Genomic DNA, 19,478 nt, shown 5'->3' with positions numbered 1-19,478 from the left:
CAGGATAATTGCAACTATCCCCAAATAACTGTTGTTTGATATATCAGGATTTTTAGCACTAAATAATTTTGGGCAAAATAAAAACGCCCCGAAGGACGTTAATTGTATTTAATAAAAATTACCAGATATCGGTTGGCCAGTAATAATCGACTTTACGGTCGCTTTTAGTTTAGATTCAAACTTCTTAGCCCCAACAGCTGTGTCACTATAAAAAATAGTATTCGTGGTAGATACATCAAAGGGTAGCTTACCGTCATAGTCTTTCTTAAACGAATCTTCATCACAGATCGTTATAACCGGTTTACCAATTGTATTAGCAATCCCCAATTCATAAAAAACATTGGGATTTTTCCCACTAAGATCGCAAATAATAAACTTAGAAGTATTGATACTAGTCCAAATATTTTCCATGATGTTGGAATTATTAGCATCAAACATATCACCGGATTTCACTACGTTAATTTGAAATTCCTTTTCAATCACTGGTTTAATTAAATCGTCAAAAAATGCTGATCTTTTTGAATCAAACTGTAGAATTCCAAATGCTAATTTATTATCAACTGTCAAATTACGTGCTTTAAAGATCGGATTAAAATCCATAGTCTCCACCTCTTCTTTCTTAAACTTAAAAATGTTTTTATCTTGGCTATGATTTAATTGCAAAGTCTTATGCCAAATACTTTCTCCTAATTTCCTTAAATCAGCAGTAGTATCTATATCTTGATTGACACCTAATTTTTCATCTAATTCTGCTGAAAATTCCTTAACAAACTCCACTGGTATAGATATCCACTTCGAATATTCAATACCAGATAAAATCTTTGCACGTTTTTTTAGTATGGTATCCACTTCGCTAGACAGGACAGCTTCATCAAATAGAAGATTACAATTTCCTCGTGTTGCTTTTTGTGATGAAAACGCAATAACAATTTTATTCGGCAAAGAATTAAAAAGTACATAGAAGTCAAAAGGCTGTTCCATATGTAACCTGTTTTTTAAAACATTTAACTCTGAGTCCCAACCATCCAAAGATTCAGCAATAATTCCCCAAAGGATAAAAAAATTTTTTTGCACTTTCTTTCCAAAAATATTTTTCTTAATGATAACTGCACCTGGCTCATTAATGCCCCCAATGCTATTGGTGGACACCAGCCCCCCATAAATACCCGAATAATATATTGACACCTTTATACCTCCAATTAAAAAATGAAATTTACCTAAGTATATCAGAATAAATTGATCCTTTAAAAATGGAAGTATTAATCTTGAAAATTATAATGACACTTTTATACAAAAAAGGAGCCGCTCTACCACAGATGGCTCCTCAGACTAATTTTAAACTAAACTGAGAGAAGTTTTCACCTCTTTTCAGTTTAATTTGTATGACCCAGCGTTAAGCAAGATTTGTTTAGGGCCAATGTGCTTGGCAGGGATTTGCACCCTACATGGTGTGTGGTCACATGGGTTGTCAACCCACGCCCGTTACTCGCACCTAGCTAAGCGTCTACCTATTCCGTCACAAGCGCACGATGATTTTTCGGTCATCATCAGGACTAACGCGAGGTTACAAGGCCACCCGTGGGGCAATGTGATTGGTGTGGAATCGAACCACACACGGATTCAAATTCAGACCGCCCTCTTCTGATAGGCCACCACCAGTTACAATCACAATATGGGCGCTATAGCCTTGGATGAACGGGAGAGTCCATCTCCTTTAAGTTATTGCGCCCGATGGACCTTGTAGGATTCGAACCTACGACCGAACGGTTATGAGCCGTCTACTCTACCCAGCTGAGTTAAAGGTCCAAAAGACCGGTTATGCAGGCCGGCCAATTTTATGAAGGAGTTTGGCAAGCTAGAATAGCGTTTAAAATGAAGGGGAGTCGCCTCCCAATTTGTAATGCTCGCCAATGCACGCAGCGGGATTCGAACCCGCGTCAGGCAATTACTGTCTGCTCTGCCATTGAGCTATGCGTGTTTTTCTTAATTCTTTCGATGTTACTAGAATAACCCTTAAATATGGCTAGTGCCTGCTGTCCGACTGCACAAAAACTGCACTCAAACTGCATCAAAACTGCTTTTTTTAAAAATATGGAGATCATCAAGCATGTAGCAATCGGCAAACTGTAATAGTGCTTTTGGCTTCCAAACGTGGAAATAGCTGGACTCAGAAAATCCTAAGTCCATAAAGCACATAGTATCTGATAGTTCTTGTAGATATAGTTCATCTAAGATATTCTGGCAATCTTTATCACAGTGTTTAATTGCTTGGATTGTCCGTTTAACGACTTCTTCGGCATATAACCGCCGCACAATTCTTGAATCTGTCGCATTACCTGATGGCTGAGATTTTGGCATTCCATCATAGCTAGGTGATTTTAAGTCGCTCATTGACTGTCCACTGATACGGACCATCTTAGGCAATACTACAGATAAAAAGTGTGTCACGTTTTGCAAAGTTGCTCCAACATCTACCTCTGGGAAGAGACTTCCCATGTTCATATTGTCAAAATCTAATTCAGCCAACCCTTTCAGCCCCTATCAATGGTATAATTAATTTGTTGACCATTGAGTAAGAACGAATTGGGTGAGGGCTGCTGGCGGGCGGCCCTTTTTTGTATCTAACTATTTATGGATTTCATAAAATCATCAACCGTCTCAATACGGATTCCGTACTTCTGGGCTGTATCCATCCACCCATCAAACCGCTCGGCTGTGATAGTCGCCGTCTTGCGATAAATCTTAACTGTTGACATTTGCAATCCTCCTGACTTGGCCGTTAATGGCCTTAAATCGCGTACTATCAACGCTGACACTCGAAACGCTAACGCCCATCAGCTTGGCGGTGAGTAGCGCATCCTCGGCGTCCTCTTCATCGGAGTAGTCCGCGTTCGCAGTGGTGTAGGTCTGGACCTCTTTACCGTGCTGATACAGCGTGATGGTCTTGTAATGATTGTTATCGAACCGCGACATCCACCAGTCGTTATAGGCCTTTTCTTTCGAGCTTAATTCACTCATCGCTCTTCGCCCCTTTCGCCGCATGCTTCCGTGTGTGTTCCGCCATACGGCGCTTCTTCTTTCGCATGGTTGACTTCTTGGTATGCTTACGTTGCTTACTCATGTAATCCCTCCAGTAAATTGTCCAAATTGTCTGACCAGTGCTCATCCGTGGCCCGCTTGGATAATTGCTCCACACTTAGATACTCGAATCCCTTACCCAACTGACGACGCCAGAAGTTGGACTCTCCTCTTGGCGTTAGATTCATCCAGAATCCCTCGGGTCTCATAAAAACCAGTGGGGTAACACCTTTAGTTGAGAACCTGTCATCTATCATGACAAAAATTGAGTTGTCAGCTTTTAGCGTAAATACTTTTCCAATTTCTGGAATCATTTCGTGTCCTCCAATAAAACAATGCTGCCAGCAGGTTCAAAGTTGCACCACAATACCTCTTGCCGCCTTTGCCCTGCCTCAGCGTGTGCTTCAAAGTAACGCTTATGCCAATCACACAGGTAGCTGTCATACATGCTGCTTGGGTACCCACTAAGGATCACTTTGCCCTTAAATCTCACTAGCGTATCCAATAGTGCCTCATGGTCGGCATCGGTCATCTCTACCGCGTAGTGGCGCTTGGTCCGCGTGCTGAGCAAGTACGGCGGGTCCACGTAGGCCAGGACTCCGGGTCGGTTGTAGCGGTCAAGAATCTGTAGCGCCGGTTGGTGCTCAATTTGTGCATCCTTTAGGCGGTCCGCCACTGCCAAGATTCGTTCGTCAAGCTGGTTCCATTCACCAACCTTGCCGCCAATCTTATCGATATTTGACCGCCACCCGGTGTGATCACTCGTCTTGCCACCGATTGCCTGCCAGCTACGCACCATGAAGCGACGTGCGTCCTCAATGGGGTCATCTGATGGCTCATAGGCGAGTTCGTGCTCCTCACGCGATAGCGGCGTCAGCTCAATTGCACGGGCCAACTCTTCCGGTCTATCACGACAAACTTTGAAGAAATTGACTACTCGGCTGTCCAAATCGTTGATGGTCTCCACCTTGCTCTTAGTCTTGTTGAAGAAGACGGCCCCACTACCGAAGTACGGTTCCACGTAGGTAGTGTGCGGCGGCATCAGACTGATGATAAAGTCAGCCATCGCCCACTTACTACCCGGATAATTTAAAATTCGTTTCATCCAATCACTTCGATTCTCCAGCCGTTTATGACTGGCTTTTTCTGCTGCCATAGAGCTGCCTTCACCTTCCAAGTAGGCACATGACCTAAGTAATGGGTCCGTGCCCATGATAGCTGGCACTCGTGGCAGCCATTCTCGTTCGTCAATCTAACTAACATCGCCATCGGTCCCTATCAGCTTAAGCAACTCGATGTGACCACGACCGTATTGCCGCTGGCTACGAATGAACCATTTACCAGTTGTCGTCCAGTAATCCACGATTCCCAGATTCGTAGTCAGTTGGTACAGGCCATTACTACTTCTAGCCTCAGTCACCTTCTTTATCACGCCTCGACTGACGATTTCCTTAAGCCAGTAGACTTCATCTTTGCTGTGGTCCCAGCGACTCTGCTGCCACATTCGGTGGTATTCTTTCCAAGCTTCGGAATTTTCATTCTTACTCATTTCACGCCTCCGTAACCGTGACCTCAATTCGCGGGTCATCTGAGTAGTACTTCTTAGCTACCAGACTAACGATGAGATTGTCATCCTCCCAGATAACGCCTGTGAGCGCGTCCTCAATCAATTTGACATAGTTGGACGTGTCGGGCTTAACAATGGGCCTATGCTCCCCTGCGGCCCGCAGGCTGTGTTCCTTGTGACTCGCCGATTTCTGGATTGACCGATAGATATTGATATCGACCGCAATCGCCTTATCCGCAATCAACGGCCCGTGATACTGCAATGCCGCCGACTCCTTGACCATCGCTTTGTACTCGCGGCTCTTCTCCGGGTCATGGGCTTTTCTAGTCTTACTGTTGAATCGTGGCCGCCCGGCTTGGACTGGATCACCATGGACGATTACACACGCCAGCACGCGCTGGCTTTGAAGGACATCGTGTTGATGGTTGATCATCTCTGACAGCATGGAGCGTTCCGGTGCGCCGCCATTTGGGTACTTAATCATGTGGCGCCTCCAGTAAATCTGGGTTCTTGTGGATATTACCAACGATTTCATAGTCCCCTGAATTCCACGTAAGTAGCGGGTAGGCTTCCGAAGAAAGTGACGAATTATCATCTAGTCCAAGGTCAACTATGAAAGATCCATTTTTAAATGTCACAAAACCAGTACCGTTATCCCATACGCGAACGATGTCGCCCTCGTAGATTAACTCGCCGTTGACGTCCTTAAGGCCGGTGTACTGTTCAATTAAAACTTCGTCTAAATCAGGTTTGTCACCCTGTAAAATAATTGGATCGTTTGAAAAGTCAGGACCATCGGTGTACACAGCAACCAATTTCCCACTGTCACTAAATGCTAGCTGTTCAACCTGAAGCATCCACTTGGCTGATTTATCCCACGCTCTAAATCTAATATCTCTCATCCCTACGCCTCCTGAGCAACAGGCATCTCAGTACCCAATTGCTTGATGATGGCCAGTGTCGCCGTAGACGGCACCCAGTCGCTGATGTAGTCCGACACGCTGTCAAAGTACCCTTCGCGAATCTGCGTACGCGTCTTGACGTGAGCCACCGTGCAGACGCCGATGTTGATGTCACGGAACAGCTCCGACCGCTGCTTAGTACTCAGCTTTAGGCGTTGCAGACCCATGTAGTCTCTCACCGCCTTGCTGATCCGGCGTCCCAGCCAGTTGTACTCACCGGCATCCAGCTTCTGATTCTTCTCTAGGTCTGTCAGGCGCCCTTCAACGTGTGTCAGCCGCTTGTTGGCCCGATTGCCAGTCTCCATGACCAGTGCCAGCTTCTCTTCTGGCGTCATTGGCAAGCTTGCTTGGCGCTCCAACTCGTCTTGCATGGCATCGAACGCATCGATGTAAGCCAGCTTGAACTTGTCAGCTTTATCACCGGTGAACCCCATAGCAATGAAGGTCCAGCCATTGCGGTTCATGTAGTACATGCTCTGGCTTCTTCCCCGACTATCGCGGTAGGTGCCCTCTGCAAACATGCTCTGGTAATGCGCGGAATTTTCCGCCGATTGAAGCTTGCGACGAATGGTATCCATCACGTCCTTATGCTGCTTTCCAAATGCCTCTGCTACCTGCAAGCTAGTGGTGACTGCCTGCCGATTTTTCATAATTACTAAGTCGTTCATGATGTTGCCTCCTGTTCTGTTTTTCCATTCTGCTGTAATCGTGCTATCCGCGCGCTAATCTCTGCCTGCTGATCGGGCGTTAGCTTAGTTCGGGTAGCCGTTGGAGTGGCCCCCGATTGCGCCCAGTCTGGCAAGGTTTCTTTGGTGGTTGTCTTCTGCCCCTGACGCGGTGGATCAGGCAGCATATCCAATGTGTCAGTCCACCTGTGCTCAGCAATCCAGTTATCAGGATTCTTGGTATACTGTTCAGTCCGTTTTTTAATTTTGCAGTATTCTGCATACTTCTTGGCGCCAGTTTCAATGTCATCGGGACTAAATCCGTTGTCAATGGCAATCTTAAACTCATCAAATGCCTTATCGAATCCTTGTTTTTTTGGATAGGTTAGCCAAAATCCAAGATTGAATCTTTCTCGAAGCTGGTCATCAGTCACCTTTGGTTTAGTATTATCTGATTTACTATTATTTCCTTTAGTATCCTTTAATATACTTTGTGTACTCTCAACGTTGGAAACGTAGTTATCAGTGTTAGTTACTCGGTTTCCAACGTTGGAAACCCGCAATAAACTAAATTTTGGTTCGATATGGTGATTTTTCTTCTGGCGCGCTGCCTGCTCATATCTAGCCTGAATACCATGGGAAGTTAAAATGTGATATTTTTCAAACATGCCATTATCGAAGAATCCAACTTCTGTGGCCCGTTTTACCAGTTCATCTACCGCACTTTCCTTGGTACCGACTTCGTCAGCCACCAAGAAGCACATATCTGAATCCCACACGGCGTAATACCCTTCATCACGATAAATATTACCCAGCAGGCTCAGCAAGATGGACCCTGTAGCGATTCCACAAGAACGCATGATCTTTCGAATCTTGATATCTCTGAGAAAATCAACATCTATTGAATAGTAATCAATTCCTTTTTTTATTGGACGTGCCATTTACGCACCCCCTAACTGTCTAGTAAGTCATCAACGCTGATGATGTTTTCAAGCTGCTTATGTTCACGGCAATAAGCACAGCTACCACATGGAACAGGGGCCTGTACACCAGCAATTACATCCTCAAAATGGGGCAGTTGCTCGTCTATTCGTTGCAAGGCATCCTCCATATACTCATGAGGAATCGTGATAACCGCCTTATCCGGCGGACTTTGCTTTGTTACTGCAACAATGTAGGGTTCACACTCGATTCCGTACTGCTGCTTGACTAGCTCGCGATAGACAGCCATTTGAAGCTGGTAGTCATATTTCAGAACGAATGGTACCCACTGACGGGTACGGCTATCCCAAAACCGCTTAGACAGTTCCTGTGTTGTCTTTAGATCGATGAAATACCCACGATCTAAGTTCAAACAGTCCAACTTGCCCATCCATTTAACGCCAGAAATTACGCCAGTAACGATTGATTCCTTTTCACCTTGATATAACTGTGTGAACGTCTTGTCATTTTTGAGCGAGTCAATCATGATGTCGGCCTGCTTGTACTCACTTTTTAGCTGGCCTTTAGTCTTACCACGACTGGATAACATCACTTCCTTGTTGGCATCTAAGAACCGTTCATGGGCCTCAGACGACTCAAAATAGCTGTGCAGGTCATTACCAACTAATAAAGCGGTCTTATCCTCATCGGGTGCCCACTCACCTCTCAATTCAGCTAATGCCTCTGCCTCACAGGCAACGAACTTCTTAAACCAAGTTGGACTCATGAAGTTTCTATTGGCCTTCTGGCTGTAATAATTATCAGAATTTAGAATGAACGTCTGGTGGGAAGAGTTCACCCTGTCCTTCTTCGGTGCTGCTTGCATCGTCACCATCCCCCTTATGATTTTCAGATTCTTCAAGGCCATCCAAAATATTGTTGACAGTGTCCTTGTCTTGCTTATCACCCGGTTTCATATTTTCAATAGAGCGAATATCGTCAGAGCTACTTTCGTCCGTATTTGTATCAACCGGTTCTTCTTGTTCTGCCGGTTCATCCGTTTCTGCTTGTTCAACGGGTTCAGGAGGCGTTGGTTCCTCTGTATCCGCATTACCGATCAAATCTGTAACCTTTTTAGGTGTCACATCTTTGGCTGTTTGATCATCGTCATACTCGTTGGAAGTAGTGTTATTGATGGCTCCTACTACCAAATCAGAATCATCACTGGTGTTCAAGATATTCTTGGCGGCCCGATTAAGCACCGTTCGTTTAGCCATCTCGTCACTGAACTTGTTCTGCACAGCCCCTTTAGACCGTGTCTGTGACCAGCTATTTTTGATTTGCTTGAAGGTCATGATAGTATGCTGGTGAGTTCCGTCAGCCATCTCAATAACGGCATAAACGTACTTAATTTCCTTATCGAGTCCCTCCAACGTTGGCTTCCAATCCCTTACGACCAAACGATCATTTTGGGCACCGATTTCCAGCCCGTCACCTTCATGAACCACATTTGCCCAGCAGTCGTGTACCTCAGATAGTCGCTTTAGAGCCGCCTGCGTCCCAAAGTAGGAACGCTGCATTTTAACCTGATTGCCATATCTGATGAAGTACACTTGGGTCTTGGCCGGTGTTAATCCCTGAACCACCATATCCATGAGGGCATTGGCGATTGAAGTCTTCATTTCAGGCATGTGAGTAGCCACTTGAATCAAGTCCCCATCGTTATTTCCCTTTAGCGCGAAGAATGCGGACTTGAGGGCGTTTCCTACGGCATAGTTTGCTGGCAACTTCAACCCGTTCTCCTGATTAATCATTTGATTGATTTGGTTCTGAACACCCGCATCTAGTGAGCGCTGGGTTTCTGCAACTTCGTTTGTAGCCATTTATTCTTCCTCCTCCAAATTGGGTGACCAAGCAACAAGCTCGTCGCTGATACTGTATAGCCGATCAATCTCATCATTGCTAAGCCGATCATTCTCGGCCAACAATTGAACTTCCTTAAACAGATCAGATTTAATGTCATCTAGTTCAGCTAAATTAGTAGCAACCACTGCTTTAGGCTGGAAACGACTGCTTGTGTGTACCTTGACTACGTCCATGAGATCACCTCCGCGCCTTTAAAATCTTCCAAGATAGCTGCCAGATGGTCATAGTCCCAATCAATCTGGGCTCCGTAATCCTCACCCTCAGCATCTAAAAAGTCGTGCATTGAATCTTCATCGGTCGGCACATATCGGCCTTCTGCTTCCCAATAAGTTTCACCAGAAATCATGGGGTTGCCATTGGTATCTTTGACCATGAATCCCGTTTCAGGCTGCGATTCCAGCCGATTCATGTACCGGACAAAATCGAATGTTGCATGATCTGGTACGTTCATCGCCATTGCAACCACCGCCCGTCTGGAGTAGAATTAAGGTTATAGAAATAGGATAAATGTAATTTATCTTTGAGTTCTGAGCTGCCACTCAGAGCTCTTTTTTTATGCCAAAATGTCATTTTTTGTCCTCCAATCCGAAGAAATCCATTGCCCATGCTTTCCAGCCGCCCATGTCGTGGACGCTCTCTGCAAGCTTGAAGCCTAGAAACATTGCCCCAGAAATCAATCCGAACCATGACACGCATTCACCAACGTAGTAATAAAACAAGTCCATCTTTATCCCTCCTTGTGTTCCTCCAAGTAATCCATCATTGGACCAACAGGAATTCGCCAGCCGTTATGAGTTGCCTCGTAATCAATGAACCCGCCATTAGTAATGGCTAAATCATCAGCGTGTTCGTACAGATAATTGGAGGCCCGACTAGTGTTTTTAGTGCCAAACTTATATCGTGCGAACTGGCTTAAATTCCAAGTCTGGATTCTTAGCTGCTGTTTCTCCCAACTATGAAATTTTTCGTAGTCAGTTAAGCTAATCAGTTTGAACCCGTCTGGTGCTTCATGACTAACGATGATCTTATCTGCTACCATGACTATTACCCCCCAAGCTTTTCGTTATAAGTATCAATGAATGGTTGAGGATCGACTCTTAGGTACTTGCAACATCTGATGAACAGCGTTATCTCCGAGCCAATTTCTTCAATCAATTCTTTGAGAAACTGCTTGATTAATAGACGCTGTTCATTGCTCCGCTGCTTGGGTTCCGTTGTCGCCGCCCTAATGAACGATTTCTGAATATTTTCTCGATCGTCTTCTTCCTCTTCTTGCTGTGAGAAGGCCTGCAACACATCATCCGTACGCCCCGGCCGAATCATAAAAGAAATGATTCCGTGATTGGCACGGGCTGCTGAATAATTAACGGTAATTGCGTGTGCCATCATCGCAATTGCCTTTACCGACTGCTTGGTAAATTGCCTATCACCTTTTCGCATACGGCTGAGTTGCCCTTCCGATACCGGCACTGACTCTGCCACATCTTTAGCTTTAACTTGGTCGTTTCCTTCAAGGAAAAGATCAAGCTGTTTTCCGAACTTGCTTTGCATAAAATTCCTCCTTTGGAAACGGGTAAAGTTTCACTTGCCACCCATCTCCACTAAAATTAAGCCATAGCCTCAAAGGCTGATTCATTTGCGTCATTAGCAATTTGTGCTTTAGAAACTACAACCAGATTTTCGAGTAGCTGATCGTTATCAGCAGTTAATTCTTCAATAAAGTTAACTGTGCGACCTGACGTGCCAGCTACCATTTCAATTTTTTCTTGCCGTGTCATTTTGCCACCTCCTATTAGTTTGATGAGCAGTGTCCAATCACAAGAATCAGTAATCCTGCTGCTAGAACTTGGAGCATAGTGTCACCCCCGTTCTTTGAAAAAATAATATTAGCCACCTTCTCTGGTACAATTGATACCGGAATGGAGTGGTAAATAATGATTATTGCGCAAGTAATGGGGCCAAAAGACTGGGCCCTTATTCTGACACCAATGGCGACTATACTAGCTGTTCTTCTACATGACGCATATCAGTTCGTTAAGGACAAACGGCAAATTCATCATCAAAAACAGTTAGAAGCATATGAAACATTCTATGTTCCTGCGATTAAATGGTTCTACCAACTAAACCCAGACGGTGCTTCATATCAAGAGATGAAATGGAATAATCCGGATGTAGATAAAATGGATCAATTGATAACAGAAAACATCAAATACGTTTCCCCAGAGATTCTTAAAATCTATATTCTTTATTTTCGTTCAGCTCATGAGCAAGGGTCAGTAAAAACAGATAGTGGTTTAGATATATCCATGGACTTCTTAAATTCCACACCCAAGGAGGCGGTACAACATCAAAGCCTTGAAATCGCAAAATATTTCCATGCTTTGATGGTTACGATAACCACAGAAGCAAATAAGGAATCGCGAAAGCTAGGAATGCCAGAAATCGGTAAACCAATGCTTGAGAACCTTCAAGATATGAATCTCGCTCCAAAAAATAAACGGGAAGGATTATGGCGGTTACTACACAAGCGGTTTGATAAATAGTCAACTCCAAGACTCCTTTTCAAATAGAAATCGTTGATGAAACCTAAACTCCATTTTTTAGGATTTTTTCGACTTCTTGGCGTTCAAGTTGCAGCTTGGACGCTTTTTTCCCAAACAACCAATCAACCCGTCCTTTCGCAACGGACCACTCAAATTCCGTCATACCAGCAACAGCTTCTGCTAACTTCGCAGATTGTTCTTCCTTCTTCATCAGATCACCTCCTCAGATTTACTCGTTTTAGTAGTCGTCCTCTTTATGAGACAATTAGGTATTATCAAAAGGGAGCGATTACTATCGAAATTCTTTATAAAAAGGCAAGCATTGTCTTGCACCTTTGCCACAAAACGATGCTTGGCGCCGACATAATTAACATTCAGGAACTTAGGTCCTTTGCTTATTCCGATCCGATCATTTTTAAAATAAATCGAATTTCATATCAAGACTTTAACAGCGCTCTTGAATACTTGGTTCACAATAATTACATCGAAATTAATAAGGCTCAACGATACGTTTTGACAGAACATGGTCTGCATTACTTTGAAAACCAATTCGAATTTCGCAAACAAACCTTCTACAAAAGTGTCATATTGCCCATTATTGTGTCGATAGCCATAAACACGCCAAACTGGTGGCCGTGGCTAACAAAACTGGTAACCAAACGTTAGCGAATCGCTGATGTTGATTTAAAAAAATCATTACGGAATCGATTAAGCCGAACGACTCCCCAGTTTTCTTTTCTTTCATCAGCTCACCTCCTCAGGCTTTTTGATACTATTTGTATCAAAATTAAGCAAAAATATATCAGGAAATAGGGTTGCTAAATCCTTTTCAAAGAAATTAGCATATTTAACAGCTAATTTAGCGCTCGGATTCGTTGCACCGTTTTCAATTTTCCTAACTGTTATTTCAGCAATACCAAGTTCGTTAGCAAGTTCTTCCTGAGTAAGACAAGCTTCTACACGAGAACTTTTTAGACATTTTCGAATCATTTTTTTCGCCTCAATTCCGATACATAACGTATCAACAATCATAATGATACACGATACATTACGTATCGTCAATAGAAAAAAGGTACTTTTTGTATCTTTTATTGAACCAGATACTTTTTGTATCTATAATGATACGTATAATATCAATTAAGGAGGACTATTAATGGCTTCTTCTACTTTTGGAACTCGTTTGAAGTACTTGCGCAATCAACTCGATCGAACGCAAGATGATGTAGCAAAAGCTATTGGAACTAGTAGGGCTGCATATTCTCATTTGGAAAATGGACGCAACGAGCCCGACAACACAATGCTTATAAAGCTAGCTAACTACTATGGAGTAACAACTGACTATCTTTTAGGTCACAAAGTTGACCTCGGTGATGTGCCCGTTGCCGCCCATATTGATGGCGATCTAGCTGACTTAACCGAAGAAGAACGCCAAGAAATAAGAGACTATATTGAGTTCAAAAAGGCGCAGTACAAAAAGCGTCATGAAAAGGACTGAGTTTATTGAATAGACTTGAAACCTTAATGGCGCAATATTCGGAAATTGCTTTTAGCTTCAAGAGGTTACCAGTGCGCCTGAGCGGCTTGGCAATCGGTGATGAGGTCGCCCTTAACGAAAGAAAAACACCCGACCAACTATGTCAATGGATACTAGAGGAAATTGGTCATGTTGAAACTTCGGTTGGCGACATTACCGATTATAGATCGTTAGAGAATATGAAACAGGAACGACGGGCTCGTGTTTGGGGATTTACTCACTTGCTGACACGGGCTGACATGGACCGTTTACGTCGCGAATATGCGTGTGAGGAGTCCGACTATCCAGCGGCCGATGATGTTGGCGTTGAACTGCCATACCTGCATGAAGTTGGCTTCGCGTATGGATTGCAGTACAAACACGTTTTGGATTAAAGGAGGGACTACATTGAGCTTAAAAATTGGCATACAGTCAGTTAACCCACTGCAAGGCGATGAGGACCTGTCCAAGGCCACTATTGACTTTATTACCAAGTACATCAAGAACCACTTTCCCAATCTGTCAGGTAGAGAGTTTAATGAATTTATTGCCATTACGTTCGATAGTCTAAGTAAGGGTGATAGGGGACAATCTATAACAGACTATATGAATAGTAATAATCTATCAGAAAGCAATATTTCCGTTTATGACTCTGTTCTTGATTTATCCATGAGACCACTAGCATTCATAAGTCGATATCGTCTTATACGCAATAGATTTAAATACTACACTTGGTGTGCACTAAACGATGAACGAACCTCCCCTGAACATCGTAAATTAGATGGGAAAAAGTTTGCTTTGCTTCCTGAGTATGAGACCAAAGAATTTCCATATCTAGAAATCTATCCAGGATCTGAACATTTATGCCGTTGCTTTATGGACCCAGACTTCGATAATATGTGAAAGATGTCGTGTTGGAGCAGGGACTCAGTAATCATTTAGTTTGAATGAATACCAGTTTTGAGAACCTCTTCAATTAAGTAATTCGTCATGTGACTATCTGCAAAGGGTGCAGTTGCCTCCAAATAACAATCTTGTTTTGATCATTCTGGATTATTGGCTTTAAAAATTATCGTTAGCAATTTCACGATTCAAAAAGTGTATATCAGACTAAGGAGTGGCTATTACGGATACTAAGGACTGGATTCAATTAGTGACAAGTATAATCACTGCGGCTACTTCAATCATAGCTATAGTTATTTCTGTTCGTTCTTTAAGGGCAACAAAAAGGTCGATTGAAGATGCCAATCGACCCTATGTGGTAGCCTATCTTGCTTGGATGTGGTTAGATGATAATTTGAAAGAATATCTTGTCATTAAAAATTTCGGAAAGACAGGTGCAACAATCAAGAGTATATCGTACGATGTACCTTGGCTCACCCCCACTACAAATACAAATGTTTTTGGGAATATGAATGGGTATTTTTTGGCCCCTGATCAAAAATACACTTCATTAGTAGAGATTGATGCAACCGGTCAAGGTCATGCACGTTCACGCAAAGTTCCTATAACTATGACCATCAATTATAACTGGAAAGACGATACAAAGAGGGATACGTTTGAACACACCTTTTCCGAGAAAGCTTATGGCAACTTTACCTATATGCGTAGAGTCACAGGATTTGATGGCAGTATCGAAAATAGTGAAAAATTATTTTACAAGGCTGCTGATGAGTTCTTCCGATCTAGGCTTTAAACAATCTGTCTTTGCTTCAATATAAGGCGTTAAATTATTCGCAACAACGCGCATCTCTCCAATGTTAAGACCCATGTCAAGCATAGTTGTGATTAGTTTGTCACTAACAAAGTCACATTTGTTTCGATCCATCGATGCCATATTTTTCATCTCCAATACGTATTACTATGATTATAAAACATACGTTCACTTTTAGCTACTGTCCACACCCGAAGACACTAAAAGCTGAGTACATATTTTCAGGAGGAAAGCATGAAAAAACATAGATTTCTAATTATAATCCTAATGGTCTTAACTATCGGATCATTATCCATTTCAACTGAAACTGCTTCAGCAAAAAGTTATTGGGCGCACAACCATTGGGTAACTTTGAAAAGGAACGTGAAAGTCAGCAAGATAAAAATTTCGTATCCCCTTTACAAAAGTCATTCAGTTGCGACTTATACTGCAAAAAAAGGATCACATTATTTAGTTCGCCATAATAGCTATAACTATGGATGGTTACTATATTCAGGCAAGTTTCATTCAAATTCAAAGTATGCATACGCCGTAGCTGCTAATGAGAGTGATTCTAGTTGGTTTAAGATGGGAATTCACAAAGCAAACCAGTATAAGTTTAGAACTGCTGCAAGCACAGACTTCTTTTATGATTCTTGGGAGCCTGCTTACTTAGATTACTTCAAAGATAAATTTGATTTATATAATTCTCACAGTGATGCGAAAAAAGAAGAAAATGTCGTTAACTCAATTGATTCAAATACTGATAAGTTCTCCGCAAAATGGTTATCAAAAACGCAATATGACGATGTGATTCTCATCAAATATCACTCAAAAACCTATTATGGAAATGACAAGCACCACGCTATTCGTCCATACAGTGCATTTAAGGATGGTGGCGTCGTTGCATCCTTCTTAAAACCAACTGACAAAAAATCAATTTTAAAACACGGGAACCATATCTACAAAGGTACTCAATGGGCCTATTATACTGACAGTACACGGGACCATTACACGTTATACAAATTTAATGGTAAGAAATGGATAAAAGGACATAGTTATAGATAAAAATGAATTAATCAGCTTCTGTCCGGTGACTCCCCTCGGTTCGATTCCGGGGAGAAGCATAGTTTAAATATATATAATATTCAAGGCTTCATGTGCTCAACATGTCAAAGATGGCTTTAATAATAGGAGGTAATGAATAATGTCAAACGAAGGCAAAACCGAAAGCGAAAAAGCTAAGGTCATATCTTTTATTAATATGAAAGGTGGCGTCGGTAAAACTACCTTGACTAAGGAAATTGGTTTTCGACTTGCAAATTCACTTGGTAAAAAAGTACTATTAATTGATGTGGATCCACAAATAAACTTGACACAATCTATTTTTAAATATTTTAACTATGCACAATCGGCAGAAATTGCTCAAAAACTTAAAAAGCAGTATGATAATTCCGATGAAGACTCCGAAAACGAAGATGCAAATGTAAAGACTACCAAAGTATCGACCGCTTCGATAAAGAAAGTATTTGAGGGCAATTCAAGTTCTCCGGCCAATCTAGCTGATTGCGTTTTAACGTTCCCGGACAGCAACCTAAGTATTATTCCCGGTGAGCTTGGAATTGAGTTCACAACACGAAACCTTAATAGTGCACAACTTGAAAACGGAATTTATAACTTCATTGATAAGCAGAATCTACGCTCATTATTTGATTACATTTTAATAGATTGTCCTCCCACATACTCTTCATATACAGTTGCGGCATTGAAACCCAGCGATTTCTATGTTATTCCAGTAAAACCAGAAGCATATTCTATTCTAGGAATAAACATGCTGAGTAAAGTTGTTAAAACTATCGTTGACGATAATCGTATATTCTTCAAAGAACAGCCGTTACATAATTTAGGAATAATTTTGACTGATATTAAGTCCAAACCATCAGCAGGTATTAAAAATCTAATTCAAGACATCTCTTCTAGCAATGTTCTGAAAAATAGTGGAATTGATATTTTTAAGACAAGATTTTTACATAACCCATATCTACAAAGTGATATCAGTTACTTTATTGATACCTCAAATGCTGAAAAGGGATCGAAACCAAACCTTAATAAATTAGTTAAGGAATTTCAAGAGAAGGTGAACAGATATGAATGAAGTTGATATTTTAAAAAGAAATATCCAGAATATAGCCAAAACCAACGATGTTGAGTATAAGAGAACACTACTTTATTCTGGATATACAACCCTACTCCTTTCAACAAGACTCTTTAAATTAAACATTGATTTAAAAGATTTTCTAACGCCGCTATTGACTGGCTTGGAAAAGGAATATCCTCTTCGTAAAAATCAGACATTAGTATTAAAAGACTACGTTTATAAAAGTCGTTCTCTAATAATTTCAAGAATAATACGTATCATACAGAACGCTGATGCACATTCCCTTTCAATTTTAGAGAACGGCTACTCTTCACTTATACTCCAAGATAATAAGCCTGTTTTAAAAAAGAAGGCAAAAAATAATCGCCCCAACGCTGTTGATGAACTCTTTGAACGGTTTGATAGAAAATGATAAATAATATTTACAAGGGTGAAATTATTGAATATAAGAATTTTTGCAAAACATTTTTTCGAGACTCGTATATTTTGAACCATTTTCAGAACAAACAGCTACTCCTCATATTTCAAATGTTAACTGTGTTTGGTGTGACTTCTGACTACGATGTGAACAACTCCTTGGCTGTTCGTACTCAATCAAAGAAAGCTCAAGAATCAACCCTAAGATTGCTTTATGCAATTCCCACATGTGAAGATTTATTCATATCTGCTTGTTTCAGACAACTATCAGAAGAATTATTAAAAATAGTCTATGCAAAAACCTTTAATAACTCCGTTACTTCTGAAACCTTGTCAGGGTTAAAATATCGGCACCTTTGGAATGATGGAGTTAAATCAACATCACTATATCAAAATGATTCTAATTTCAAAAAAATTTTGGATCAAATTAACAATATTTTTAAAGAAAAGTCTGATAGACTACACTCAAAAAATTCTAATTTAAATAACTCAACCGTATATCTACAACAAATAATTACTGATGGTACAGATTTGTCACGAAAAAATTTATATTCAACCATTACAACTATATCGAGCTTTACAATTGATTGGTTACCAATACTTTGCGATTTTGATATAAACCTCATGACAATGTCCCAACGTTCTTTATTTTTAAATATGGTGAAAAGTCTTCGATACTAGCGTCATGTGGTTTCAGCCCCTAATCGGGCTTTTCTTTATAATCCAAAAAGAACATACGTTTGGAAATATCAACAGTTTCGGTTTCCAAAATAAGGAGGTCATCCCCTATGAGTATTAATAAGCGTGACAATGGAAAATGGGAGGCGCGTGTCTCCTACAAAGACAAAACCAGCAAAACTGGATACCGTCAAAAAGTGAAAAACTTTGCGCGAAAATCAGAAGCAAGAGAATGGGAAGTCTCCATTCTGGACTCTATGAATAAAGGAACTGACGTATCAAAATCCAACCTCACTTTCTCAAAATACTTTGCTGACTGGATCAATACATATAAGACTACTGGTGTCAGACCTCATACCCACGAAATATATGTGGGTAACTTAAATCACGTCAAGGCATGGTTTAAGGACACCAAGCTACCATCAATTAGTCGTGCCGACTATCAAAAGTTTCTTAATTCTTTTGGTAAATCTCACTCGCTGGCCACTTCGCAAAAGCTTCACCGACAAGTACACTCTGCTATCCGTGACGCGGTTGCCGAAGGAATCATTCACAGAGACTTTGCCTATAAAGCCAAGATAACCGGCTCCGACCCCAAACCAGAGTCTGAAAAAGTACTCACCTTCGACGAATACACAGTCTTCCGCAAATACCTCATTGATAACGCCAATTACCATCGCATGACCCAAGAGATGATGCTTTTTCAACTTGAAACTGGCACACGTTTTGAAGAGTGCGCCGGCCTTACGTGGGACAACCTTGATCTAAATAATGGGATTGTCCATATCACACGCCAGTGGGACGCACGAGCCCAAAACTTCACTAAGACAAAGGGTGGCGGCAAAGCTGACGGCGATATAACCATAGGCACAAAATACTGCCAGTTTTTGCGCGATTACCGTGACCAACAGAATGAATGGCTATCAGACCACGGCATCAAGAATCCCCTCAACTTGGTGTTTTGGTCAGACCATGGTACAATTGTCCAAAATGGTACGGCTAATACGCAGCTCAAAATTATATGTAGTAGATTAGGAATCAAAGAGGTAACTTCTCACGCAATGCGGCATACGCATGCCAGCATTTTAATTTTACAAAAGGTGTCACTGCCATACGTCCAGCATCGACTCAGGCACCAAAAGTTAGAGACGACAATTAACACCTATGTCCACTTCATTGAACAAGCAAATGGCATAAGTAACTCAGACACCCTTGCCTTTTTAGATAAAGGGTTTGAAAATAAATAAAAATGTTCTTCGCAGATTCTTCGCATTTTCGTCTCTCGAGTTTTAGAAACGTTGATATGAAGCCGTTACTAAGGGGTTCCCCCACTAGCTACAATCACCGTGCGGGTGAT

Annotated in this window: 32 protein-coding genes and 2 tRNA genes; 10 read left to right on the top strand and 24 right to left on the bottom strand. The window is 41.7% G+C overall.

The features are described from left to right. Positions 1-108: 108 nt before the first annotated feature. From EKM73_RS10440 to EKM73_RS12810, 21 genes are all read right to left on the bottom strand, one after another. Entirely contained in the window at positions 109-1,185 is a 1,077-nt protein-coding gene (locus EKM73_RS10440; protein ID WP_084994700.1) for a hypothetical protein, read from the bottom strand. Positions 1,186-1,732: 547 nt separating this feature from the next. Continuing rightward, a tRNA-Ile gene (locus tag EKM73_RS10435) sits at positions 1,733-1,806 on the bottom strand. Positions 1,807-1,911: 105 nt separating this feature from the next. Continuing rightward, positions 1,912-1,977: transfer RNA gene (locus EKM73_RS10430), tRNA-OTHER, on the bottom strand. 81 nt (positions 1,978-2,058) lie between these two features. Then, on the bottom strand, positions 2,059-2,526 hold the full coding sequence (locus EKM73_RS10425) for an ArpU family phage packaging/lysis transcriptional regulator (protein WP_097545830.1): 468 nt from the start codon (positions 2,524-2,526) through the stop codon (positions 2,059-2,061). A gap of 95 nt (positions 2,527-2,621) precedes the next feature. Next, a complete protein-coding gene (locus tag EKM73_RS12980) occupies positions 2,622-2,756 on the bottom strand; it encodes a hypothetical protein (protein ID WP_263853809.1) in 135 nt (44 codons plus the stop codon). Beyond that, the gene (locus EKM73_RS10420) at positions 2,743-3,018 is read right to left on the bottom strand and encodes a hypothetical protein (protein ID WP_125701830.1); all 276 of its coding nucleotides are present in this window, start codon (positions 3,016-3,018) and stop codon (positions 2,743-2,745) included. The genes EKM73_RS12980 and EKM73_RS10420 overlap by 14 nt, the downstream gene beginning before the upstream one ends. A gap of 95 nt (positions 3,019-3,113) precedes the next feature. Then, positions 3,114-3,392 (bottom strand): hypothetical protein, encoded by a 279-nt coding sequence (locus tag EKM73_RS10415; RefSeq protein ID WP_125701829.1) that lies wholly within the window; start codon positions 3,390-3,392, stop codon positions 3,114-3,116. Next, complete coding sequence (locus EKM73_RS10410; RefSeq protein ID WP_225421381.1) at positions 3,389-4,234, bottom strand: DNA adenine methylase; 846 nt, start codon at positions 4,232-4,234, stop codon at positions 3,389-3,391. The genes EKM73_RS10415 and EKM73_RS10410 overlap by 4 nt, the downstream gene beginning before the upstream one ends. 96 nt (positions 4,235-4,330) lie before the next feature. Beyond that, the gene (locus EKM73_RS10405) at positions 4,331-4,627 is read right to left on the bottom strand and encodes a hypothetical protein (RefSeq protein WP_125701828.1); all 297 of its coding nucleotides are present in this window, start codon (positions 4,625-4,627) and stop codon (positions 4,331-4,333) included. Between the two features lies 1 nt (position 4,628). Further along, positions 4,629-5,129, bottom strand: coding sequence for a RusA family crossover junction endodeoxyribonuclease (locus tag EKM73_RS10400; RefSeq protein ID WP_225421379.1), 501 nt, complete (start codon positions 5,127-5,129; stop codon positions 4,629-4,631). Then, positions 5,122-5,547: a YopX family protein gene (locus tag EKM73_RS10395; RefSeq protein WP_125701827.1), complete on the bottom strand. Its 426-nt coding sequence runs from the start codon at positions 5,545-5,547 to the stop codon at positions 5,122-5,124. The genes EKM73_RS10400 and EKM73_RS10395 overlap by 8 nt, the downstream gene beginning before the upstream one ends. A 2-nt stretch (positions 5,548-5,549) precedes the next feature. After that, complete coding sequence (locus EKM73_RS10390; RefSeq protein ID WP_125701826.1) at positions 5,550-6,275, bottom strand: Rha family transcriptional regulator; 726 nt, start codon at positions 6,273-6,275, stop codon at positions 5,550-5,552. Further along, entirely contained in the window at positions 6,272-7,213 is a 942-nt protein-coding gene (locus EKM73_RS10385) for a DUF4373 domain-containing protein (RefSeq protein WP_125701825.1), read from the bottom strand. Before EKM73_RS10385 ends, EKM73_RS10390 begins: the two co-directional genes overlap by 4 nt. 11 nt (positions 7,214-7,224) lie before the next feature. Then, positions 7,225-8,079: a PD-(D/E)XK nuclease-like domain-containing protein gene (locus tag EKM73_RS10380; RefSeq protein ID WP_225350035.1), complete on the bottom strand. Its 855-nt coding sequence runs from the start codon at positions 8,077-8,079 to the stop codon at positions 7,225-7,227. After that, positions 8,015-9,076, bottom strand: a complete 1,062-nt coding sequence (locus EKM73_RS10375) for a RecT family recombinase (protein ID WP_125701824.1) — start codon at positions 9,074-9,076, stop codon at positions 8,015-8,017. The genes EKM73_RS10380 and EKM73_RS10375 overlap by 65 nt, the downstream gene beginning before the upstream one ends. Next, positions 9,077-9,292: a hypothetical protein gene (locus EKM73_RS10370; protein ID WP_015474119.1), complete on the bottom strand. Its 216-nt coding sequence runs from the start codon at positions 9,290-9,292 to the stop codon at positions 9,077-9,079. Then, positions 9,283-9,576, bottom strand: coding sequence for a hypothetical protein (locus EKM73_RS10365; protein ID WP_125701823.1), 294 nt, complete (start codon positions 9,574-9,576; stop codon positions 9,283-9,285). Before EKM73_RS10365 ends, EKM73_RS10370 begins: the two co-directional genes overlap by 10 nt. A 109-nt stretch (positions 9,577-9,685) precedes the next feature. Beyond that, positions 9,686-9,844 carry a hypothetical protein gene (locus EKM73_RS12815; RefSeq protein WP_156646391.1) on the bottom strand — a complete coding sequence of 53 codons (159 nt, stop codon included), beginning with the start codon at positions 9,842-9,844 and terminating at the stop codon, positions 9,686-9,688. Positions 9,845-9,846: 2 nt separating this feature from the next. Then, positions 9,847-10,158, bottom strand: coding sequence for a DUF771 domain-containing protein (locus EKM73_RS10360; RefSeq protein ID WP_069360055.1), 312 nt, complete (start codon positions 10,156-10,158; stop codon positions 9,847-9,849). Between the two features lie 5 nt (positions 10,159-10,163). Beyond that, positions 10,164-10,670 carry a hypothetical protein gene (locus tag EKM73_RS10355; protein ID WP_069360054.1) on the bottom strand — a complete coding sequence of 169 codons (507 nt, stop codon included), beginning with the start codon at positions 10,668-10,670 and terminating at the stop codon, positions 10,164-10,166. 56 nt (positions 10,671-10,726) lie between these two features. Continuing rightward, positions 10,727-10,897 carry a hypothetical protein gene (locus EKM73_RS12810; RefSeq protein ID WP_157662840.1) on the bottom strand — a complete coding sequence of 57 codons (171 nt, stop codon included), beginning with the start codon at positions 10,895-10,897 and terminating at the stop codon, positions 10,727-10,729. A gap of 156 nt (positions 10,898-11,053) precedes the next feature. Between EKM73_RS12810 and EKM73_RS10350 the strand changes: the two genes are divergently transcribed. Beyond that, a complete protein-coding gene (locus EKM73_RS10350; protein ID WP_087609343.1) occupies positions 11,054-11,662 on the top strand; it encodes a hypothetical protein in 609 nt (202 codons plus the stop codon). Between the two features lie 43 nt (positions 11,663-11,705). On the opposite strand, the gene EKM73_RS12805 is transcribed toward EKM73_RS10350, so the two are convergent. The 3 genes from EKM73_RS12805 to EKM73_RS10345 form a co-directional block, all read right to left on the bottom strand. Then, entirely contained in the window at positions 11,706-11,873 is a 168-nt protein-coding gene (locus EKM73_RS12805) for a hypothetical protein (RefSeq protein WP_157662839.1), read from the bottom strand. A 384-nt stretch (positions 11,874-12,257) separates the two neighbouring features. Beyond that, positions 12,258-12,407: a hypothetical protein gene (locus EKM73_RS12800; protein ID WP_155275713.1), complete on the bottom strand. Its 150-nt coding sequence runs from the start codon at positions 12,405-12,407 to the stop codon at positions 12,258-12,260. After that, the gene (locus EKM73_RS10345) at positions 12,407-12,694 is read right to left on the bottom strand and encodes a helix-turn-helix transcriptional regulator (RefSeq protein WP_225421377.1); all 288 of its coding nucleotides are present in this window, start codon (positions 12,692-12,694) and stop codon (positions 12,407-12,409) included. The genes EKM73_RS12800 and EKM73_RS10345 overlap by 1 nt, the downstream gene beginning before the upstream one ends. Before the next feature lie 121 nt (positions 12,695-12,815). On the opposite strand from EKM73_RS10345, the gene EKM73_RS10340 reads away from it, so the two are divergent. The 9 genes from EKM73_RS10340 (at position 12,816) to EKM73_RS10305 (ending at position 19,368) form a co-directional block, all read left to right on the top strand. Then, positions 12,816-13,157 (top strand): helix-turn-helix domain-containing protein, encoded by a 342-nt coding sequence (locus EKM73_RS10340; protein WP_043022771.1) that lies wholly within the window; start codon positions 12,816-12,818, stop codon positions 13,155-13,157. Positions 13,158-13,183: 26 nt separating this feature from the next. Further along, a complete protein-coding gene (locus EKM73_RS12795; protein ID WP_164508914.1) occupies positions 13,184-13,570 on the top strand; it encodes an ImmA/IrrE family metallo-endopeptidase in 387 nt (128 codons plus the stop codon). A gap of 13 nt (positions 13,571-13,583) precedes the next feature. Further along, a complete protein-coding gene (locus tag EKM73_RS10335) occupies positions 13,584-14,078 on the top strand; it encodes a phage minor head protein (RefSeq protein ID WP_164508913.1) in 495 nt (164 codons plus the stop codon). A gap of 214 nt (positions 14,079-14,292) precedes the next feature. Continuing rightward, positions 14,293-14,871 (top strand): hypothetical protein, encoded by a 579-nt coding sequence (locus tag EKM73_RS10330; RefSeq protein ID WP_125701821.1) that lies wholly within the window; start codon positions 14,293-14,295, stop codon positions 14,869-14,871. Between the two features lie 252 nt (positions 14,872-15,123). Beyond that, complete coding sequence (locus EKM73_RS10325) at positions 15,124-15,936, top strand: hypothetical protein (protein WP_125701820.1); 813 nt, start codon at positions 15,124-15,126, stop codon at positions 15,934-15,936. Between the two features lie 139 nt (positions 15,937-16,075). Then, positions 16,076-17,023 carry a ParA family protein gene (locus EKM73_RS10320; protein WP_125701819.1) on the top strand — a complete coding sequence of 316 codons (948 nt, stop codon included), beginning with the start codon at positions 16,076-16,078 and terminating at the stop codon, positions 17,021-17,023. Further along, complete coding sequence (locus EKM73_RS10315; protein WP_125701818.1) at positions 17,016-17,438, top strand: hypothetical protein; 423 nt, start codon at positions 17,016-17,018, stop codon at positions 17,436-17,438. Before EKM73_RS10320 ends, EKM73_RS10315 begins: the two co-directional genes overlap by 8 nt. A gap of 116 nt (positions 17,439-17,554) precedes the next feature. Next, positions 17,555-18,124, top strand: coding sequence for a hypothetical protein (locus tag EKM73_RS10310; protein ID WP_125701817.1), 570 nt, complete (start codon positions 17,555-17,557; stop codon positions 18,122-18,124). 107 nt (positions 18,125-18,231) lie between these two features. Then, positions 18,232-19,368, top strand: a complete 1,137-nt coding sequence (locus tag EKM73_RS10305) for a tyrosine-type recombinase/integrase (protein ID WP_125701816.1) — start codon at positions 18,232-18,234, stop codon at positions 19,366-19,368. Positions 19,369-19,478 lie beyond the last annotated feature (110 nt).

The organism is Levilactobacillus fuyuanensis (genome assembly GCF_003946395.1).
Taxonomy (GTDB): domain Bacteria; phylum Bacillota; class Bacilli; order Lactobacillales; family Lactobacillaceae; genus Levilactobacillus; species Levilactobacillus fuyuanensis.
Note: the sequence above shows the minus strand (reverse complement) of the source record. Positions and strands in the feature narration are given on the sequence as shown.

What these genes read in the sequence shown, in the direction of transcription:
- EKM73_RS10370 (WP_015474119.1), bottom strand. Translation starts at nt 9,292, where the DNA reads ATGGACGTAGTCAAGGTACACACAAGCAGTCGTTTCCAGCCTAAAGCA.
- EKM73_RS12980 (WP_263853809.1), bottom strand. Translation starts at nt 2,756, where the DNA reads ATGTCAACAGTTAAGATTTATCGCAAGACGGCGACTATCACAGCCGAG.
- EKM73_RS10375 (WP_125701824.1), bottom strand. Translation starts at nt 9,076, where the DNA reads ATGGCTACAAACGAAGTTGCAGAAACCCAGCGCTCACTAGATGCGGGT.
- EKM73_RS10360 (WP_069360055.1), bottom strand. Translation starts at nt 10,158, where the DNA reads ATGGTAGCAGATAAGATCATCGTTAGTCATGAAGCACCAGACGGGTTC.
- EKM73_RS10390 (WP_125701826.1), bottom strand. Translation starts at nt 6,275, where the DNA reads ATGAACGACTTAGTAATTATGAAAAATCGGCAGGCAGTCACCACTAGC.
- EKM73_RS10385 (WP_125701825.1), bottom strand. Translation starts at nt 7,213, where the DNA reads ATGGCACGTCCAATAAAAAAAGGAATTGATTACTATTCAATAGATGTT.
- EKM73_RS10315 (WP_125701818.1), top strand. Translation starts at nt 17,016, where the DNA reads ATGAATGAAGTTGATATTTTAAAAAGAAATATCCAGAATATAGCCAAA.
- EKM73_RS10320 (WP_125701819.1), top strand. Translation starts at nt 16,076, where the DNA reads ATGTCAAACGAAGGCAAAACCGAAAGCGAAAAAGCTAAGGTCATATCT.
- EKM73_RS10350 (WP_087609343.1), top strand. Translation starts at nt 11,054, where the DNA reads ATGATTATTGCGCAAGTAATGGGGCCAAAAGACTGGGCCCTTATTCTG.
- EKM73_RS10405 (WP_125701828.1), bottom strand. Translation starts at nt 4,627, where the DNA reads ATGAGTAAGAATGAAAATTCCGAAGCTTGGAAAGAATACCACCGAATG.
- EKM73_RS10420 (WP_125701830.1), bottom strand. Translation starts at nt 3,018, where the DNA reads ATGAGTGAATTAAGCTCGAAAGAAAAGGCCTATAACGACTGGTGGATG.
- EKM73_RS10345 (WP_225421377.1), bottom strand. Translation starts at nt 12,694, where the DNA reads ATGATTGTTGATACGTTATGTATCGGAATTGAGGCGAAAAAAATGATT.
- EKM73_RS10365 (WP_125701823.1), bottom strand. Translation starts at nt 9,576, where the DNA reads ATGGCGATGAACGTACCAGATCATGCAACATTCGATTTTGTCCGGTAC.
- EKM73_RS10310 (WP_125701817.1), top strand. Translation starts at nt 17,555, where the DNA reads ATGTTAACTGTGTTTGGTGTGACTTCTGACTACGATGTGAACAACTCC.
- EKM73_RS10400 (WP_225421379.1), bottom strand. Translation starts at nt 5,129, where the DNA reads ATGATTAAGTACCCAAATGGCGGCGCACCGGAACGCTCCATGCTGTCA.
- EKM73_RS10410 (WP_225421381.1), bottom strand. Translation starts at nt 4,234, where the DNA reads ATGGCAGCAGAAAAAGCCAGTCATAAACGGCTGGAGAATCGAAGTGAT.
- EKM73_RS10305 (WP_125701816.1), top strand. Translation starts at nt 18,232, where the DNA reads ATGAGTATTAATAAGCGTGACAATGGAAAATGGGAGGCGCGTGTCTCC.
- EKM73_RS10355 (WP_069360054.1), bottom strand. Translation starts at nt 10,670, where the DNA reads ATGCAAAGCAAGTTCGGAAAACAGCTTGATCTTTTCCTTGAAGGAAAC.
- EKM73_RS12805 (WP_157662839.1), bottom strand. Translation starts at nt 11,873, where the DNA reads ATGAAGAAGGAAGAACAATCTGCGAAGTTAGCAGAAGCTGTTGCTGGT.
- EKM73_RS10395 (WP_125701827.1), bottom strand. Translation starts at nt 5,547, where the DNA reads ATGAGAGATATTAGATTTAGAGCGTGGGATAAATCAGCCAAGTGGATG.
- EKM73_RS10415 (WP_125701829.1), bottom strand. Translation starts at nt 3,392, where the DNA reads ATGATTCCAGAAATTGGAAAAGTATTTACGCTAAAAGCTGACAACTCA.
- EKM73_RS12800 (WP_155275713.1), bottom strand. Translation starts at nt 12,407, where the DNA reads ATGAAAGAAAAGAAAACTGGGGAGTCGTTCGGCTTAATCGATTCCGTA.
- EKM73_RS12815 (WP_156646391.1), bottom strand. Translation starts at nt 9,844, where the DNA reads ATGGACTTGTTTTATTACTACGTTGGTGAATGCGTGTCATGGTTCGGA.
- EKM73_RS12810 (WP_157662840.1), bottom strand. Translation starts at nt 10,897, where the DNA reads ATGACACGGCAAGAAAAAATTGAAATGGTAGCTGGCACGTCAGGTCGC.
- EKM73_RS10325 (WP_125701820.1), top strand. Translation starts at nt 15,124, where the DNA reads ATGAAAAAACATAGATTTCTAATTATAATCCTAATGGTCTTAACTATC.
- EKM73_RS10380 (WP_225350035.1), bottom strand. Translation starts at nt 8,079, where the DNA reads ATGCAAGCAGCACCGAAGAAGGACAGGGTGAACTCTTCCCACCAGACG.
- EKM73_RS10340 (WP_043022771.1), top strand. Translation starts at nt 12,816, where the DNA reads ATGGCTTCTTCTACTTTTGGAACTCGTTTGAAGTACTTGCGCAATCAA.
- EKM73_RS12795 (WP_164508914.1), top strand. Translation starts at nt 13,184, where the DNA reads ATGGCGCAATATTCGGAAATTGCTTTTAGCTTCAAGAGGTTACCAGTG.